The organism is uncultured Shimia sp. (assembly GCF_947498095.1).
In the GTDB taxonomy this organism is placed as follows: domain Bacteria; phylum Pseudomonadota; class Alphaproteobacteria; order Rhodobacterales; family Rhodobacteraceae; genus Shimia.
The window spans coordinates 20481-35939 of record NZ_CANMJE010000008.1 but is presented as its reverse complement, the minus strand read 5'-3'; the positions used below and the strand labels follow the sequence as shown (position 1 = coordinate 35939).

Sequence of the window (15459 nt, the reverse complement as noted above, 5' to 3'; positions counted from 1 at the left end):
TGTGTTAAGTGTTCGCTTGACCTGAATATAGTCCGCGCGTCATACGGGGTCTGCGCGAAGTTCGATGATTTGGATTGAAATTTCGCACGAAACTCGCATGATAATATAAAACCATGCGAGATATCCGCACATGCTGGACGAAACAGACAAGCGACTCCTCTCAGCGCTGCAAAAAAATGCGCATCTGACTGCACAGGAATTGGGAGAGGTTCTAAACCTTTCGCCAAGCCAGGCCGGGCGCCGACGTCAGCGTCTGGAAAGTGAAGGGTACATTCAAGGTTACACTGCACGATTGGACCCGTCCAAGGTCGGGCTAAGCGTTCAGGGCTTTGTTCAGGTGACTTTGGGCGTACATGGTCCGGAACACGGGCGAGGCTTTGTCTCGATGGTCTCAACCCGGCCCGAGATAACCAGCGCTTGGACACTAACAGGGGATGCGGATTATCTTTTACGGGTCTATTGTGAAGACCTAAGCGCGCTCAACACTCTGATTCATGAGATTTTGTTGCCCCATCCCGCTGTCAGCCGGGTGCAAAGCCAGATCGTTATGGACCAGTTCAAACGGGATGCACCCCTGCCCACCTGAGGAAAAGGACATCACATGGAAGGCGTTCTGTATCAGGCGACCATTTTCCTTTTGGCGGCGGTGATCGCGGTGCCGATTGCGGCACGGTTAGGTATGGGATCGGTTCTGGGATACTTGCTGGCCGGAGTCATTATCGGCCCGGTGCTGGGTCTGATCCAACAACCCGAAGACCTGCTGCATTATGCCGAGTTTGGCGTGGTTATGATGCTGTTCCTGATCGGGCTTGAACTGGACCCACGTGCGCTCTGGGCCATGCGGGACAAGTTGATCGGCCTTGGGGGTATGCAGATCGGCATTACCGGCGGCACGATCATGACCCTTGCGTTTCTCTTTGGCTATGACCTCAAGATTGCGATTGCGATTGGCATGATCTTCGCCCTCTCCTCGACCGCGATCGTCTTGCAGACCCTTTCTGAAAAGAACCTGATGAAGACCGGTGGTGGCAGGTCAACGTTCTCTGTCTTGCTGTCGCAAGACATCGCCGTCATCCCAATGCTGGCGTTGTTGCCGTTGCTGGCCATGGCGCCGACGATGCAAATATCTGAAAACGGGGCAATCCAAACCACAGCGCACAAACAAGGCCACGCCACGATGTCGCTGGTTGAGGGCCTGCCGGGGTGGGGTGTGACGCTGGTCACACTCGGCGCTGTTTTGATGGTTATCCTAGCTGGACTGTTCCTGGTGCGCCCGGTCTTTCGGTTCATTCACGGCGCGCGGCTGCGCGAGATGTACACGGCCTTTGCGCTGTTGATCGTGGTTGGCATTGCATTGTTGATGATGCTTGTGGGCCTATCCCCGGCGCTGGGGACTTTCATGGCCGGGGTGCTTTTGGCCAACACCGAATTCCGCCATGAGCTTGAAAGCGATATCGAACCCTTCAAAGGCCTGCTTCTGGGTTTGTTCTTCATCACCGTTGGCGCCCAGATCGACTTTGGCAAATTTTTCTCGAACCCAGCGCCTATTTTGGGCGCAACATTGGGCATTGTCCTGATCAAGGGCATGATCCTGTTTATCCTTGGGCGCGCCTTTGGTCTGCGAGGACGGGACCAGATGTTATTCACCTTGGGGCTGGCACAAGCCGGGGAGTTTGGTTTTGTTCTCATTTCCTTCTCACTGAAACAGAACGTGCTGCCTGCAGGTCTCGCTGAGTACCTGATGTTGATCGTGGCTCTTTCGATGCTGATCACGCCACTTTTGTTCATCCTATACGACGTTCTCTCCAAGCGTCTCGGAGATCCGGATGACGATACCCAACCCTCAGATGAGATTGACGAGCAAGGGCCCGTGATCATTGTCGGTATTGGACGCTTTGGTCAGATCGTTAATCGGTTGGTGCGGTCTGTCGGAGTTAAGACGGTGGTTCTGGACCACGACATGCGCGCGATTGAATTGATGCGCCAGTTCGGGGTCAAAGGGTTCTTTGGCGACCCGACGCGACCCGAATTGTTGCATGCGGCGGGCCTGGCACAGGCCAGTGTTCTGGTGATCACCATCAACGATCCCAAAGCCACGCTGAACCTTGTGCGTCACGCCCGTCGCGAACGCCCTGACCTGCATATCGTCGTACGCGCGCATGACCGCCATCATACGTTCCAGCTGTATCAGGCCGGCGCCAATGACATTGTACGCGAGTTGTTTGACTCGTCCTTGCGCGCGGGTCGCTATGTTCTGGAGAATATTGGGTTGAATGAATACGAAGCGGCCAAGACCGAACAGGCGTTCTTTCAACATGACCGTTATACGATCCGCGAACTGGCCGGATTGTGGAGCGAAAACATTCCGGTCGAAAAGAACGACGCCTATATCAAACGTTCAAAGGAATTGGCGAAAGAGTTGGAGCTGTCGTTGATCGCAGCCTTGGACGGCGACGACGACAAGGCTGACTGACGTAGGACCGCGCGCCAGAGGCGTTTGAGGGATGCCTCCGGCGAGAGTATTTTGGACAAGACGAAGGCGTTACGCGTCCGAAACGCCTGCTTCGGCAAAAGTGGCCATACCCGAGTGGCAGGCCACGGCGGACTTCAGGATATTGATGGCCAATGCGCCCCCGGACCCTTCGCCGAGACGCATGCCGAGGCTCAGGATCGGTTCTTTGCCCAGATGTTCCAGAACAGCCGCATGCGCACTTTCGGCGCTGACGTGGCCTGCAATCACATGATCCAATGCGCCGTTCTCAGTCGCCGCAAGCGTGGCCGCGGCGGCGGTGCAGATAAAGCCATCCATGATCACCGGGATCGACAGGCTGCGCGCGCGGGCAATCGCTCCCGCCATCGCTGCCAATTCACGCCCGCCAAGGCGCTTCAGCGTGTCGAGTCCGTCCCCACCGGCGTGCAGAGCCACACCATCGCGCACAACGCGCGCCTTGAGCGCAAGGCCATCATCGTCCACGCCTGTACCACGTCCAACCCAGTCTTCGGCGTCCCCACCATAGAGCGCGTGCACAATGGCCGCTGCCGAGGTCGTGTTGCCGATGCCCATTTCACCGACAACCAACAGATCAGCACTATCATCGACGGCGTTCCAGCCCGTTTGGAGAGCCTCAATGACGCCAGCCTCATCCATTGCTGGAACCTGGGTGAAATCTGCGGTTGGGGTGTCCAGTGAAAGGGCGTGCACATCCATGCTGGCCCCTGCGGCTTTGGACAGTTGGTTGATCGCCGCGCCACCATGTTGAAAGTTCATCACCATCTGTTCTGTCACTTCCGCCGGAAAGGCCGACACACCCTGCGCCGTGACCCCGTGATTGCCTGCAAACACAATCACCTGAGGGGCCTCAATTGACGGGCGCCCAGTGCCGCGCCAGCTGGCATACCAGATCGCCATATCTTCCAGCCGTCCCAGGGCGCCGGGAGGTTTGGTCAATTGGCCATTGCGCTCTTGCGCTTCGCCAAGGGCTTTGGCGTCTGATGCAGGTGCGGCCGCCAAAATGGCACGGAATTCGGCGAGGGTAGAAAACGCGGCGGTCATGTGGGACTCCCAGAAAACTTGTCTTTGCAGACTGTTTATCCGACAAGTCAGGCAGGGCAAGTAAGGAAACAGACGAAACCATGCACAGCGACGACAAATGGCGGCTTGAGCCGGGGGATCTGGCCACGGCTTTGGCACTGTTGACCCGATTGCCGGTGCGCGCCCGCTTTGAACGCGGGGCAGCGGCGGCCTGGGCCTATCCTGTGGCTGGTGTCGCTGTTGCCGTGATTGCAGCAGTACCAACCGGGTTGGCATTGGCGCTGGGTGTTCCGACTATGCTGGCGGCGATCCTTTGGGTGGCCACGCATGTGATTGTCACTGGGGCAATGCACGAGGACGGATTGGCCGACAGTGCGGATGGGCTTTGGGGCGGCTGGAACAAGGACCAACGGCTGGAAATCATGAAAGACAGCCATATCGGCAGCTACGGCGTTATCGCCTTGTGCCTGTCGCTGGCGGCGCGATGGGCGGCGGTTGGCATGATCCTGCAGCTGTCCGGTTGGTTTTGGGCACTTCTGGCCGTGGATGTCATGTCGCGCGCGGTAATGCCCGCGGTGATGAGCGCCCTGCCCCATGCCCGCGAGACTGGCCTCAGCCACGCTCAGGGGCGCCCTTCACGAGAGATGGCGGCCATTGCGCTTTTGATAGGCTGCGGCAGCCTTGTTCTGGCGTCGGGTCTGGGGGCAATTGGGCTCGCCGTTTGTGCAGCTCTTACGGTGTTGATCTGCGGCGCCATTGCCAAATCCAAGATCGGCGGCCAGACCGGAGATATCCTTGGCGCGACACAACAATTGACCGAAATTGTCCTGTTGATCGTTCTAGCGACCTGAGGCCGTCAAGACAAAGAAAAACCGCGCTCCCAAAGGGAACGCGGTCTGGATTTACTCTGGACCGTCGTTTATGCGGCGGCAGGTGCGCGCGACAACAGAACATCACCGATCTTTTTCGCGGCAGCAACTTCGTCGCCGCCATCGACGGCAGCGGCCACTTCGCGTGTCAGACGCTCAAGCGCTGCTTCGTAAAGCTGACGCTCTGAATAGCTTTGCTCGCGCTGATCGTCGGTGCGGTGCAGGTCACGCACAACTTCGGCAATGGCAATCAGATCGCCCGAGTTGATTTTTTGTTCGTACTCTTGCGCACGACGCGACCACATGGCCCGCTTGACCTTGGCCTTGCCCTTGAGCGTAGTCATCGCCTGACCTACGACATCTGGGCTGCTGAGGCCGCGCATGCCGATTTCGGTCGCTTTGTTGGTGGGAACCCGCAACGTCATCTTGTCCTTTTCGAACGAGATCACAAACATCTCAAGCTCCATGCCCGCAACTTCTTGCGTTTCGATCGATACGATCTGACCAACACCATGCGCCGGATAGACCACATACTCGTTGGGGCTAAATTCGTTTTTCTTCTTGCTCATGTCTACCTTTCCAACGTGAGCCCTGTCTGGTCAGACGAAAACACACGAGCGGGAAACAGGGTTCCCCGTGCGCGGGTTAATCTCTGGGGCCAAAAAAGCCATCCCCGGCGAAATGCTGGCGGATGGCGAACAGGCGTTATGTCATTTGTAACAACATCATAACACAAAATTCGCCCTAACAAAAGCGAACCCACGGGAAACCACGGGTTTCCCGTTGTTTTTCAGAGATATAGGCGGGTTTTCGCGGTTGCAGAAACCCGAATCACCTACGAATCTTGAGTTAACCGCCCTCACCGGGCGCCTCGGAGAAGTATTTCTCCATTTTGCCGGGCTCACCATCGCGATCATCTGCGTCGGGCAGCGGATCTTTCTTAGTGATGATCACAGGCCAGAGTTCCGAATACTTGCGGTTAAACTCGACCCATTTCTCCATATCCGGCTCAGTGTCCGGACGGATCGCATCCGCAGGGCATTCCGGTTCGCAGACGCCGCAGTCGATACACTCATCCGGGTGGATCACCAGAAAGTTTTCACCTTCATAGAAGCAGTCGACCGGGCAGACCTCGACACAGTCGGTGTATTTGCAGGCCACGCAGTTTTCAGTGACGATATAGGTCATAGATGAGTCTTCTTTACACGTTCGTTGCTGCACTAGCTAAATCAGCCAGCCGCATCATTCAAGTTCCTGACCGCGTTTAAGGTCCAGTTTGCGACGATCTCGCCCAGTCGGACGCCCCTTTCCCTCGTATCTAGGTGCACCCGGAATTTTTTCTTTGACTTCGCTCAAGTCACAAAACAGCGTTTGCGCTTCGGTGGCAGGACCGCGACGCGTGCCAAAAGATTCGACCCTGACGACGCGGATTGTGCGCGCCTGTGGGAAGGTCAAAACATCGCCAACGGCGACCGCATGGCTGGCCTTGGCAACCTTGGCCTTGTTCACACGGACATGGCCCCCGGTCACAACTTTGGCGGCCAGTGTCCGGGTTTTGAAGAACCGCGCATGGTAAAGCCACTTGTCGAGGCGGATTTTAGGGGTGGGTTCGCTCAATGGAATCGCATCCAAAGATCCGCGCCGTTGATACAGCGCGGATCGGGTTCTGGGATCAGCCCTTGTCCTTGAAGCCCATCAGCGCTGCGGCAAACGGGTTGTCGGGATCAATGGCTTTTTCTTTCTTCGGCGGACGAGACTGGAACTGTTTCGGTCCCTGATCGCGGCGCGGGCCGCCTTTGCCTTTGGGCTTGCCTTTGCCGCGTGGCTTGTCGCCCTGATCGCGGCGGCCACCACCCTGCTGGCCACGTTCGCGGCGCGGGCCTCGGTTGGCGCGATTTCCAGCCCATGTGAAGGTGTAGAACACTTCCATTTCGGGGCCAGTGTCTTCCGCAGGTGCGTCCTCGGCCGCAGCACCCTCTTCAACGGCTTCGGCAACAGCCTCTACGGGTGTTTCATCGCTGGCAACTTCGGCAGGGGTCTCTGTTTCGACGGCAGGTTCTGCCTCAGACGAGGTTTCTTCGGCCGCGGCTTCTTTGGCCGGTGCTTCTTCGACGATTGCTTTGACTTTTTCGCGCTCGCCTTTCTCGGCCTTGTAGCCAAGACCCTGCATGAGGTCTGCGAACTGTTCCAGCGTCATACCGGTGATCGACAGCATGTCGGCCTTGGCTTCAAAGCCACCACGGCTGTCTTCGGCCCGCAGCATGTCGGCAAGACGTTCCAGCATATCGATACGGATTGCCCGCTCACCTGCGGCACGGTAACCTGACATGGCATGAAAGCCCTGCGGTGCGCCTTGACCGGCCGGTACAGTCACCAAGCCGGGGGGTGGTGCTTCGTGGAACTCCTGATGGTCATTGGCCAGCGACCAAAGCAACAGACGCAGACGAGTGGGTGCGGGTTTCAGCAGAAGCGGCATGAAGATGGTGAACTGACCAAAACGGATGCCGTGTTTGCGCAATGCGCCACGTGCGTCCTGATCCAGCTCTTTGACGTCATTGGCGACATCGCCACGTGGCAGAATGCCCAGACCCTCGACCATGCGGAACGCAAAGCCACGGGCCAAGCCGGTCAGCTCTTCGTCTTTGGACAAGTTCAACAGGGGCTCAAACAGGGCGGCAACTTTGCGATCAACAAAATGCTGCAGGCGACGCTGAACCTTTTGTGCCACTTCGGCACCCGCCTCATCGTCGACAAATACGTCAACCGAAGGCTTCAGCGAGTCTGCACCTTTGACCAGTTTACCAACGGCATACTCGCCCCACATCAGGCCACCCTGATCGGTAAAGTCGATCTCGGTGTCCGGTGCGTTGTAGAACCGATCTGCGCGCAAATGGAACTGTGGCGCCAGCGCTTGCAGACTTGCCTGCTTAAGCGTCTTGGCCTCGTTTCCAGCTGCTTCCTTGTCCGCGATAAAGCGGAACCCTTCGAGCCGACCGACGAATTCACCTTCGACGGTCACCTCACCCTTGTCATTTACTTCGGCCAAAAGGGCCTCCTTCTGTTTGAGCCGGCGCAGCAATACGCTGGTGCGCCGGTCCACAAATCTTTGCGTGAGACGCTCGTGCAGAGCGTCCGATAGGCGGTCTTCTACAGCGCGGGTTTCCCCACGCCAATGGTTTTCGTCGCCAACCCAGCCATTACGCTGCGCGACATATGTCCACGTGCGAATATAAGCTAGGCGTTTCGACAATGTGTCAATGTCACCATCAGGCCGGTCCAACCGCTTGATTTGGCGGGCCAACCAGTCATCCGGCACCCGCCCACTCTGGTGCAAGTCATTGAAAATGCTCTCAATCATGCTGGCATGTTCAGCGTGGCTGATGCCGCGAAAATCCGGGATCCGGCACACGTCCCACAACAGGCGCACCGATTGCGCGTCGCTGGCGCGCGCCGCAACGTCGGCGGATTGTTGCAAGGTTTTCAACGCCATGAGGTCATCGGCCTCACGCGCCTTCATAAGCCATTCGTCATCGGTGGGGGCTTCAAGCGAGCTGATCAGCGCGTCAATTGACCCAAATTCAAGCCGCGCATTGCGCCAGTTCAGCTTGCGGATCGGGGTAAAGCGATGGTCCATAATCGCCTCGGCGACGGGCTCGGCAAGCGTTGGTGCCTCGCCAGTCACGCCAAATGTGCCGTGACTCATGCCCCGCCCGGCACGCCCTGCGATCTGCGCCAATTCGTTAGGCGCCAAGGCCCGCATCCGGCGACCATCAAACTTGGCCAGTGATGAGAACGCGACATGATCAATGTCGAGGTTCAGCCCCATCCCGATGGCATCCGTTGCCACGAGGTAATCCACGTCGCCGTTTTGATAGAGTTCAACCTGCGCGTTTCGGGTCCGCGGGGACAGCGCGCCCATCACCACGGCCGCCCCCCCCTTTTGGCGGCGCAAAAGCTCTGCAATGGCATAAACATTGTCGATCGAGAATCCGACAATGGCCGAGCGCGGCTGCATCCGGCTGATCTTGCGTGAGCCGGAATAGCTTAGGGTCGACATGCGCTCGCGCTGCACAAAATCGGCGTCAGGCAACAGTTCACGGATTGCCCCGCGCATGGTGTCGCTTCCCAAAAACAGGGTCTCATGCGTGCCGCGCATCCGTAGCAATCGGTCAGTGAACACATGACCCCGCTCAGGATCTGCGCAAAGCTGAATTTCGTCGATGGCAACAAAGTCCGCGCCCATGCCCTCGGGCATCGCTTCCACCGTGCAAACCCAGTATTGCGTACGCGGCGGCACGATACGTTCTTCGCCTGTGACCAAGGCCACGACCGAAGGCCCCCGCACCGCAACAATGCGGTCATAGACTTCGCGCGCCAAAAGCCGCAGCGGCAAACCGATCACGCCTGAGCGATAGCCCAGCATGCGTTCAATCGCGTAATGCGTCTTGCCCGTATTTGTCGGCCCAAGAACCGCTGTAATGCGCCCTTGCATGGACATCTCACTGCCTGTTGTTGTGGATCAGAGTTCCTGGCCCCGGGCCAGTGGCTCTAGTCGTTCGAGCGCTTCTGTTACGTCTGGATGATGTGGATGTATAGCCTTGACCTGCAAATAGGCGTCATAGGCCTCTTCAGAGCGCTCAATCATCTCAAACAGAGACGCCAATCCTAGGATCGCCTGATAGTGTTGCGGGTTTAACGCCAAAGTCTTTTCCAGATCGCCCAGCGCCGGACCAATCAGGCCCATGTGGAAGTAGGCCCCTGCCCGCATGTGCCAGCCTTCGGCAAATCCCGGCGCATGATCGACCAGTGCCGTGAAATGCCCCAGGGCTGCATCGGTCTCGCCGCGCTCCATCGCGTCGCGTCCGCGCTTCAACAAAAGATCAGCACTTGCCGAGCCGGATTTTTGCCACTCCAGCTCAATTTCACGTGACAGCCGCATTGCCTCTTCCGGGTCTGCATCCCGCAACTGAAGGATCAACTCATCAAGCTGCTCCGACCCCGCCGCAGCAACCGTTGGTTGAAAAATCACCGTTGCCAGCAAGATTGCCGCCACGGTAAGTTTGAGAAATTGGTTTCGCATGCCCATAACACTCTGGATATTAGCGTGTGCACCACCATTTACCAGACACGCTTCAAGCAAAGGACAACACAAATGAGCGATATCATCAACGCAGCCGTCACTGCCCTCACCGAAAAACTGGGCGGCGACGCGTTTGACGGCTCGGCCAAGTTCGTAATCGAAGACGAAGGCGTGGTCGTGATTGACGGCGACGGCGTGCGCGCAGGCGACGACGAGACCGATGTCACCATGACCGCTGACACCGAAACCTTTCAGGCCATCCTAGAGGGTGAACTGAACCCGACCGCTGCCTTTATGGGCGGGCGCTTGTCGGTTGACGGCGACATGGGTATGGCCATGAAACTTGGGGCTGTCCTCGCCTGATGGAACTGCACCCCGCTCCGTTTTATCACGATGTTGCGGATGGGCCAAAGTCAGGCGCCGCCCATTGGGTTGAGACGTCGGACGGGGTGCGTATTCGTATTGGACACTGGCGCGCCGAGGAGGAGAAGGGCACCATCCTGCTTTTCCCCGGTCGCACAGAGTATATCGAAAAATACGGGCGCACCGCGCAATCGTTTGCTGATCGCGGATATGCGATGCTGGCGGTTGATTGGCGTGGGCAAGGATTGGCCGACCGGCTCATTCCGGATCGTCTGTCAGGCTATGTCGGGAGCTTTGACGATTATCAACAGGACGTGGCCGCAACATTGTTCGCGGCAGATGCGCTCGACGTGCCAAAGCCATACTATCTGATTGGTCACTCGATGGGCGGCGCCATCGGTCTGCGCGGGGCGATGTCCGGTCTTCCGGTCAAAGCGGCGGTGTTTTCTGCGCCCATGTGGGGCATCCTGATGGCCGCCCTCATGAAGCCCACGGCATGGGCCCTAAGCTGGGCCAGCAAAAAGGCCGGCATGGGTCACAAGATCGCCCCAGGCACGACGGTTGAGACCTATGTGCTGGCCGAACCGTTTGAAGGCAACACCCTGACCCACGACCCGGACATGTACGTCTATATGCAGGAACAGATGAGACGGTATCCGGACATGGCCCTGGCCGGGCCCAGCATGCACTGGTTGCACGAAGCCATGCGGGACATGAAAGAACTGGCCGCACAGCCCGCACCGGATCTGCCTTGTCTGACGTTTCTTGGCGAGCAGGAACGCATCGTCGATCCAAAGGCGATTGTCACACGAATGGAAAGCTGGCCACGTGGAGAATTGGTGATGATCCCGGGTGCCGAGCACGAGGTGTTGATGGAACTGCCCGAGATGCGGGAGCCGATCCACGACCAGATTGCGGCGTTTTTTGACGCCCATCGCTAAGGCGCGTTCACAGCGCCGCCAGCCCCCCTTGCACCTGCCTGCCCCCTCTGCCTATCTGTCACATGAACATTGACCAATCCGAGGATCCCCATGCGCGACCTGCCCTTTCCCGTTCGAGACGCCAACGCCAGCCACGGGACCGATAATCTCGGCGACCTGCCCGAATGGGACCTGAGTGACCTCTACACCAGCGACGATGCGCCGGAATTGGCCACTGACCTTGAGTGGCTTGAGGCTGAATGTGCAGCGTTTGCCGCGGACTACGAAGACAAACTGGCAGATTTGGACGCAGCGGGCCTGTTGGTTTGTGTCGAACGGAACGAAAAGATCAATCAGGTCGCGGGCCGCGTGATGTCCTATGCGGGTCTGCGTTATTACCAACTGACGACAGATGCAGAACGCGCGCAGTTTATGTCGAACTGTCAGGAGAAGATCACCAACTTCACCACGCCGCTGGTGTTTTTCACGCTTGAGCTAAACCGCCTCGAAGATGACGCACTGGCAGCAGCTTTTGCCTCAAACACCGATTTGGCGCGTTACGAACCGGTCTTCCGCCGCATCCGCGCAATGAAGCCACACCAGTTGTCGGATGAACTGGAAAAGTTTTTGCACGATCTGGGCGTTGTGGGTGATGCATGGGAACGCCTGTTTGACGAAACCATCGCCGGCCTGACCTTTGAGATGGAAGGCGAAGAGCTCAACATCGAAGCCACGCTGAATTACCTGACCGAGCAAGACCGCAGCAAACGCGAAGCAGCCTCGCGTGAATTGGCGCGGGTTTTTCAGGAAAACATCAAGATCTTCTCTCGGGTGCACAACACCGCCGCCAAGGAAAAAGAGGTTATCGACCGCTGGCGCAACATGCCCAGCGCCCAGACCGGTCGCCACCTGTCGAACGATGTGGAACCCGAAGTGGTCGAGGCGCTACGCGACGCCGTGGTCGCCGCGTACCCCAAGCTCAGCCATCGTTACTACGAGTTGAAGCGTAAATGGCTGGGGCTGGATCGCATGCAGGTCTGGGACCGCAACGCGCCCCTGCCGATGGAAGACACCAAAACCGTCGACTGGCCGACCGCACGCAAAATGGTGATGGACGCTTACACCGCCTTTGACCCACGCATGGGCGAACTGGCTGAACCCTTCTTTGACAAGGGCTGGATCGACGCGGCTGTGAAGCCCGGCAAAGCGCCCGGCGCCTTTGCCCACCCCACCGTGACCAACGTGCACCCGTATGTGATGCTGAACTACCTCGGAAAACCGCGCGATGTGATGACTTTGGCGCATGAGCTGGGTCACGGCGTGCACCAGGTTCTCGCCGCCGATCAGGGTGAGATGCTGTCGTCCACCCCGCTGACACTGGCCGAAACGGCCTCTGTTTTTGGCGAGATGCTGACCTTCCGCAAAATGCTGGAAAGCGCAGAGACACAGGAACAGCGCAAGATACTGTTGGCGGGCAAGGTCGAGGACATGATCAACACGGTCGTGCGCCAGATCGCCTTTTATGACTTTGAATGCAAACTTCACGCCGCCCGAAGCCAGGGCGAACTGACCCCCGACGACATCAATGCGCTGTGGATGTCGGTGCAAGCAGAAAGCTTGGGTGAAGCCTTTGATTTTATGGAAGGGTACGAGACCTTCTGGGCCTACATCCCCCACTTTGTGCACTCGCCGTTCTATGTCTATGCCTATGCCTTTGGCGACGGTCTGGTGAACGCCCTCTATGCGGTTTATGCGGAGGGTGACGAAGGTTTTGAGGACAAGTATTTCGACATGCTGAAAGCCGGCGGCTCCAAACACCACAAAGAGCTGCTGGCGCCCTTTGGCCTTGATGCCTCGGATCCGAAATTCTGGGACAAAGGCCTGTCGATGATCTCTGAGATGATCGATGAGCTTGAGGCGATGGAAGACTGAATAGACTCCCTCAGCCCCCCGGCTCTACAGTTGGTAAGACTGTTTCGCTGATGACGGCTTGAGGGGAACTGAAACATGACCGAGAAACCGGTAAAGGTCACTGGCGGTTGCCTGTGTGGAGAGGTCCGCTTTGAAGCGCGGGCATTTCTTCATTCCGGGTATTACTGTCACTGCAAGCAATGCCAGAAAAGCTCGGGAGCACCGGCAGAGATTGGCATACCCGTCCTGGCTGGCAGCCTACGATTCATCAAGGGTGAACCAAAGTATTACCTCTCTTCTGAGATCGGGCAGCGTGGGTTTTGCGCTGACTGCGGATCTAGACTGGTCTGGCGTTTCAGAGACCCTGAAAACGATAACGGCACGAACCTGAGCGTGTGCTCGCTGGACAACCCCGAAGATGCAAAACCCAATGCTCATACCTTTGTGGACTCGCAACTGCCCTGGTACAACTTAGCGGATGAATTGCCTCGATTGCGCTCAGAGGACGATTCCGACTTTCTCGAATCTTTCCCGGGCAAACAAACAGATCCCTAGCCTCAAGGTGTGCATGGTCAATTAATTCTCAAGTTGGGTGCAAATTCAGGAGCGTGATCTAGAAAACACCGAGCGCCAAACCTGCGCCAATTGCCTGTCCCAATTCTCGGCAGCTTGCCAGATCTTCTTCAGCGATGATTTTGGGCGCCTCGATGGCTTGAGGTGTTTGCGCATGGGTACAGACAATCTGGGCGGGTTGCACTTCACGTAGACGCCACCCGGTTGCAATCCGGGCCAGTTGGCGCGCTGCATTTGCCCCATCAGAGCCTGCACAGATCATTTGGGCATAAGGTCGGCCTTCGATCTGGCCCAGAACCGGGTAGTAACAGCGGTCAAAGAACTCTTTCATTGCTCCGGACAGCGCTGCTAGGTTTTCCGGCGCGCAGAAGATGTAGCCATCCGCCGCAAGCAAGTCTTCTGGTCCAGCTTGTGCAGCGGTCATGAGAACGGTCTCAGTCTCGGACTGTGCAGCCTTGGCGGCAGCCTCTGCCATTTGCTGGCTACCGCCAGTTCTGGAGTGATAGACGATCAACAATCTCATTACCGTTGTCCCTTGCAGGTTTGCCTATTGGCGCGTCCCGATACTTTTACGACGCCAGGGCAAACGCAAAAACCGTTTCGGATCATTTGAAGAACGCATTTCCGCCATTTGCATAGACCGGCATCCCCGGCGGTACACACAGGATATTGTTGTAGCGGACGTGACCAAGCGTCGTATGAAATGCTTTGGCTTGTTCAATCTGTGGCCCAGCAAGATCTGGCATGGCGTAGTAGATGAACTCTCCGATCCCAAGCGATAACCAGACCTCAAAACTATATCCACTGGATGGCCAGTAAGGATTGGGCAATTTCCCGTTTGTGCAGGCCTCATAAAAACCTCGATGATCGTCGTCTTCCCAGCCAGCAAAGTGCAGCGTGTCCTTTTGCTCGGCCAACTGCAGAAACTTTTGACTCAGAAATGCTGGCAGGTCGAAATCGCCACTCTCCAGGACAAATCGCGCCACCGCGGCTTCCGGCTTGCGCACGACCAAACCCGGATGTTCTCCTGCGCCTCCGCCAATCACCAACTGCCTGGTGGTGCAGCCGAAATCATCTTCGGGCCAATCACGAGGCGGCATCGGGATATCCTCGAGAGGATGATAAACCGGAATCGCGGCGAGAAAGCCGACCTGTTCGTGTTTGAAGCCGTCGATGTAACTCATGAAAATCGCCTCATCATCCTGATGTGCCAGCGTCTCCGGCAGGTGTTTCAGCCTTTTCTGCCACAGCAAACACCTGTTCCAGCACCTTTTGCGTGCCGCGCGCATCTTCAAGCGTCCAAGGAAAGGCCGCGCTGCCCCGCACGGATCGCCCGAAAGCTTCGACCTGCTCAACATATTGCGCCGTCGTGGGCCAGCGCTCTACCGCCAGCGGTGCGCCATCGCGGCTGTGTTCAAGCCGCGGTTCACCAAAGACACCGGCGTTGAACGGCACCTTGAGTTTCAAAAAACCATGCGTGCCGTGAAATAACATCTCTTGGTAGGGGTGCATCCGTGTCGACAACATGGTGAACAGGCTGGCAGACCCAACACGGCCATGCACCTCAGCCTTAACGTCAACACCGTTTTCATAGGCCAGACTGGCCGAGAGAATTTCTGGCTCTAGCCCCGTGGCAAAGCGGGTGGACCCCAACGTGTAGACGCCAATATCCGGCAATCCACCGCCGCCCATTTCCGGGCGATTTCGGATATTCTCAACATCCGTGTTTCTGAAAGAAAACAACCCATTGATATGCAACAGCTCACCTATCGCATTATCTGCCAGCAGGGCTTTGACTCGCTGCCATTGCGGGTGATGCACGATCATGAACGCCTCGGCCATCATCAGGCCTGTGCGATCACGCTGCGCAATCAGCGCGTCGATGTCCTGTGAGTGCATCGCTAGGGGCTTTTCGCATAAGACATGTTTACCAGCGTCCATTGCTCTCGCGCTCCACTCAACGTGCAGGCTGTTGGGCAACGGGATGTAGACCGCGTCAACCTCGGGATCCGCCAGCAAAGACTCATAACTCTCATGTACTCGCAACCCGGGGCAGAAAGCCTGAAACGGCGTGGCGCGCGTGCTGTCTCGGGTCGCGAGCGCCACTAATGCGGCATTCTTGGCCGAGTGAATGGCCGGCGCCATGTGGTTCAACGCGAAATTGGCCGCGCCTAAGATCCCCCAACGAAGTGGTTCATCCATCTACGTTGC

At 57.5% G+C, this 15459-nt stretch carries 16 protein-coding genes; 7 read left to right on the top strand and 9 right to left on the bottom strand.

Features of this window, described 5'->3' with window-relative positions; translation table 11 throughout:
• The first annotated feature begins 130 nt into the window (after positions 1 to 130).
• Complete coding sequence (locus Q0932_RS13970) at positions 131 to 586, top strand: Lrp/AsnC family transcriptional regulator (protein ID WP_299354228.1); 456 nt, start codon at positions 131 to 133, stop codon at positions 584 to 586.
• Between the two features lie 15 nt (positions 587 to 601).
• The gene (locus Q0932_RS13965; RefSeq protein WP_299354225.1) at positions 602 to 2473 is read left to right on the top strand and encodes a monovalent cation:proton antiporter-2 (CPA2) family protein; all 1872 of its coding nucleotides are present in this window, start codon (positions 602 to 604) and stop codon (positions 2471 to 2473) included.
• 69 nt (positions 2474 to 2542) lie between these two features.
• Here the strand turns inward: Q0932_RS13965 and cobT are convergent, their stop codons facing one another.
• On the bottom strand, positions 2543 to 3553 hold the full coding sequence (gene cobT, locus Q0932_RS13960) for a nicotinate-nucleotide--dimethylbenzimidazole phosphoribosyltransferase (RefSeq protein WP_299354221.1): 1011 nt from the start codon (positions 3551 to 3553) through the stop codon (positions 2543 to 2545).
• 80 nt (positions 3554 to 3633) lie between these two features.
• Here cobT and cobS point away from each other — a divergent pair, with 80 nt between their 5' ends.
• The gene (gene cobS, locus Q0932_RS13955; protein ID WP_299354218.1) at positions 3634 to 4383 is read left to right on the top strand and encodes an adenosylcobinamide-GDP ribazoletransferase; all 750 of its coding nucleotides are present in this window, start codon (positions 3634 to 3636) and stop codon (positions 4381 to 4383) included.
• Positions 4384 to 4451: 68 nt separating this feature from the next.
• On the opposite strand, the gene Q0932_RS13950 is transcribed toward cobS, so the two are convergent.
• The 5 genes from Q0932_RS13950 to Q0932_RS13930 form a co-directional block, all read right to left on the bottom strand.
• Entirely contained in the window at positions 4452 to 4970 is a 519-nt protein-coding gene (locus Q0932_RS13950; RefSeq protein ID WP_299354215.1) for a CarD family transcriptional regulator, read from the bottom strand.
• 280 nt (positions 4971 to 5250) lie between these two features.
• Entirely contained in the window at positions 5251 to 5589 is a 339-nt protein-coding gene (gene fdxA, locus Q0932_RS13945; protein ID WP_299354212.1) for a ferredoxin FdxA, read from the bottom strand.
• Positions 5590 to 5643: 54 nt separating this feature from the next.
• Entirely contained in the window at positions 5644 to 6018 is a 375-nt protein-coding gene (locus Q0932_RS13940) for an RNA-binding S4 domain-containing protein (protein WP_299354209.1), read from the bottom strand.
• Positions 6019 to 6073: 55 nt separating this feature from the next.
• Positions 6074 to 8899 carry a helicase-related protein gene (locus tag Q0932_RS13935; protein WP_299354207.1) on the bottom strand — a complete coding sequence of 942 codons (2826 nt, stop codon included), beginning with the start codon at positions 8897 to 8899 and terminating at the stop codon, positions 6074 to 6076.
• 21 nt (positions 8900 to 8920) lie between these two features.
• Positions 8921 to 9481, bottom strand: coding sequence for a hypothetical protein (locus Q0932_RS13930; RefSeq protein WP_299354204.1), 561 nt, complete (start codon positions 9479 to 9481; stop codon positions 8921 to 8923).
• A 72-nt stretch (positions 9482 to 9553) separates the two neighbouring features.
• On the opposite strand from Q0932_RS13930, the gene Q0932_RS13925 reads away from it, so the two are divergent.
• The 4 genes from Q0932_RS13925 to Q0932_RS13910 all read left to right on the top strand — a co-directional run bounded on the left by Q0932_RS13925 (position 9554) and on the right by Q0932_RS13910 (position 13230).
• The gene (locus Q0932_RS13925) at positions 9554 to 9844 is read left to right on the top strand and encodes an SCP2 sterol-binding domain-containing protein (RefSeq protein ID WP_299354201.1); all 291 of its coding nucleotides are present in this window, start codon (positions 9554 to 9556) and stop codon (positions 9842 to 9844) included.
• Complete coding sequence (locus Q0932_RS13920; protein WP_299354198.1) at positions 9844 to 10785, top strand: alpha/beta hydrolase; 942 nt, start codon at positions 9844 to 9846, stop codon at positions 10783 to 10785. Before Q0932_RS13925 ends, Q0932_RS13920 begins: the two co-directional genes overlap by 1 nt.
• 90 nt (positions 10786 to 10875) lie before the next feature.
• A complete protein-coding gene (locus tag Q0932_RS13915) occupies positions 10876 to 12696 on the top strand; it encodes a M3 family oligoendopeptidase (protein ID WP_299354195.1) in 1821 nt (606 codons plus the stop codon).
• Between the two features lie 75 nt (positions 12697 to 12771).
• Entirely contained in the window at positions 12772 to 13230 is a 459-nt protein-coding gene (locus tag Q0932_RS13910) for a GFA family protein (RefSeq protein WP_299354192.1), read from the top strand.
• A gap of 58 nt (positions 13231 to 13288) precedes the next feature.
• Here the strand turns inward: Q0932_RS13910 and Q0932_RS13905 are convergent, their stop codons facing one another.
• The 3 genes from Q0932_RS13905 to Q0932_RS13895 all read right to left on the bottom strand — a co-directional run bounded on the left by Q0932_RS13905 (position 13289) and on the right by Q0932_RS13895 (position 15450).
• Complete coding sequence (locus Q0932_RS13905) at positions 13289 to 13771, bottom strand: NAD(P)H-dependent oxidoreductase (protein ID WP_299354188.1); 483 nt, start codon at positions 13769 to 13771, stop codon at positions 13289 to 13291.
• Positions 13772 to 13853: 82 nt separating this feature from the next.
• Positions 13854 to 14432 (bottom strand): hypothetical protein, encoded by a 579-nt coding sequence (locus Q0932_RS13900; RefSeq protein WP_299354186.1) that lies wholly within the window; start codon positions 14430 to 14432, stop codon positions 13854 to 13856.
• Between the two features lie 13 nt (positions 14433 to 14445).
• Positions 14446 to 15450: a Gfo/Idh/MocA family oxidoreductase gene (locus tag Q0932_RS13895; protein ID WP_299354183.1), complete on the bottom strand. Its 1005-nt coding sequence runs from the start codon at positions 15448 to 15450 to the stop codon at positions 14446 to 14448.
• Positions 15451 to 15459: the final 9 nt, after the last annotated feature.

Coding starts and splice junctions, on each gene's coding strand:
- Q0932_RS13970 (WP_299354228.1), top strand. CDS start 131: ATGCTGGACGAAACAGACAAGCGACTCCTCTCAGCGCTGCAAAAAAAT.
- Q0932_RS13965 (WP_299354225.1), top strand. CDS start 602: ATGGAAGGCGTTCTGTATCAGGCGACCATTTTCCTTTTGGCGGCGGTG.
- cobT (WP_299354221.1), bottom strand. CDS start 3,553: ATGACCGCCGCGTTTTCTACCCTCGCCGAATTCCGTGCCATTTTGGCG.
- cobS (WP_299354218.1), top strand. CDS start 3,634: ATGCACAGCGACGACAAATGGCGGCTTGAGCCGGGGGATCTGGCCACG.
- Q0932_RS13950 (WP_299354215.1), bottom strand. CDS start 4,970: ATGAGCAAGAAGAAAAACGAATTTAGCCCCAACGAGTATGTGGTCTAT.
- fdxA (WP_299354212.1), bottom strand. CDS start 5,589: ATGACCTATATCGTCACTGAAAACTGCGTGGCCTGCAAATACACCGAC.
- Q0932_RS13935 (WP_299354207.1), bottom strand. CDS start 8,899: ATGTCCATGCAAGGGCGCATTACAGCGGTTCTTGGGCCGACAAATACG.
- Q0932_RS13930 (WP_299354204.1), bottom strand. CDS start 9,481: ATGCGAAACCAATTTCTCAAACTTACCGTGGCGGCAATCTTGCTGGCA.
- Q0932_RS13925 (WP_299354201.1), top strand. CDS start 9,554: ATGAGCGATATCATCAACGCAGCCGTCACTGCCCTCACCGAAAAACTG.
- Q0932_RS13920 (WP_299354198.1), top strand. CDS start 9,844: ATGGAACTGCACCCCGCTCCGTTTTATCACGATGTTGCGGATGGGCCA.
- Q0932_RS13915 (WP_299354195.1), top strand. CDS start 10,876: ATGCGCGACCTGCCCTTTCCCGTTCGAGACGCCAACGCCAGCCACGGG.
- Q0932_RS13910 (WP_299354192.1), top strand. CDS start 12,772: ATGACCGAGAAACCGGTAAAGGTCACTGGCGGTTGCCTGTGTGGAGAG.
- Q0932_RS13905 (WP_299354188.1), bottom strand. CDS start 13,771: ATGAGATTGTTGATCGTCTATCACTCCAGAACTGGCGGTAGCCAGCAA.
- Q0932_RS13900 (WP_299354186.1), bottom strand. CDS start 14,432: ATGAGTTACATCGACGGCTTCAAACACGAACAGGTCGGCTTTCTCGCC.
- Q0932_RS13895 (WP_299354183.1), bottom strand. CDS start 15,450: ATGGATGAACCACTTCGTTGGGGGATCTTAGGCGCGGCCAATTTCGCG.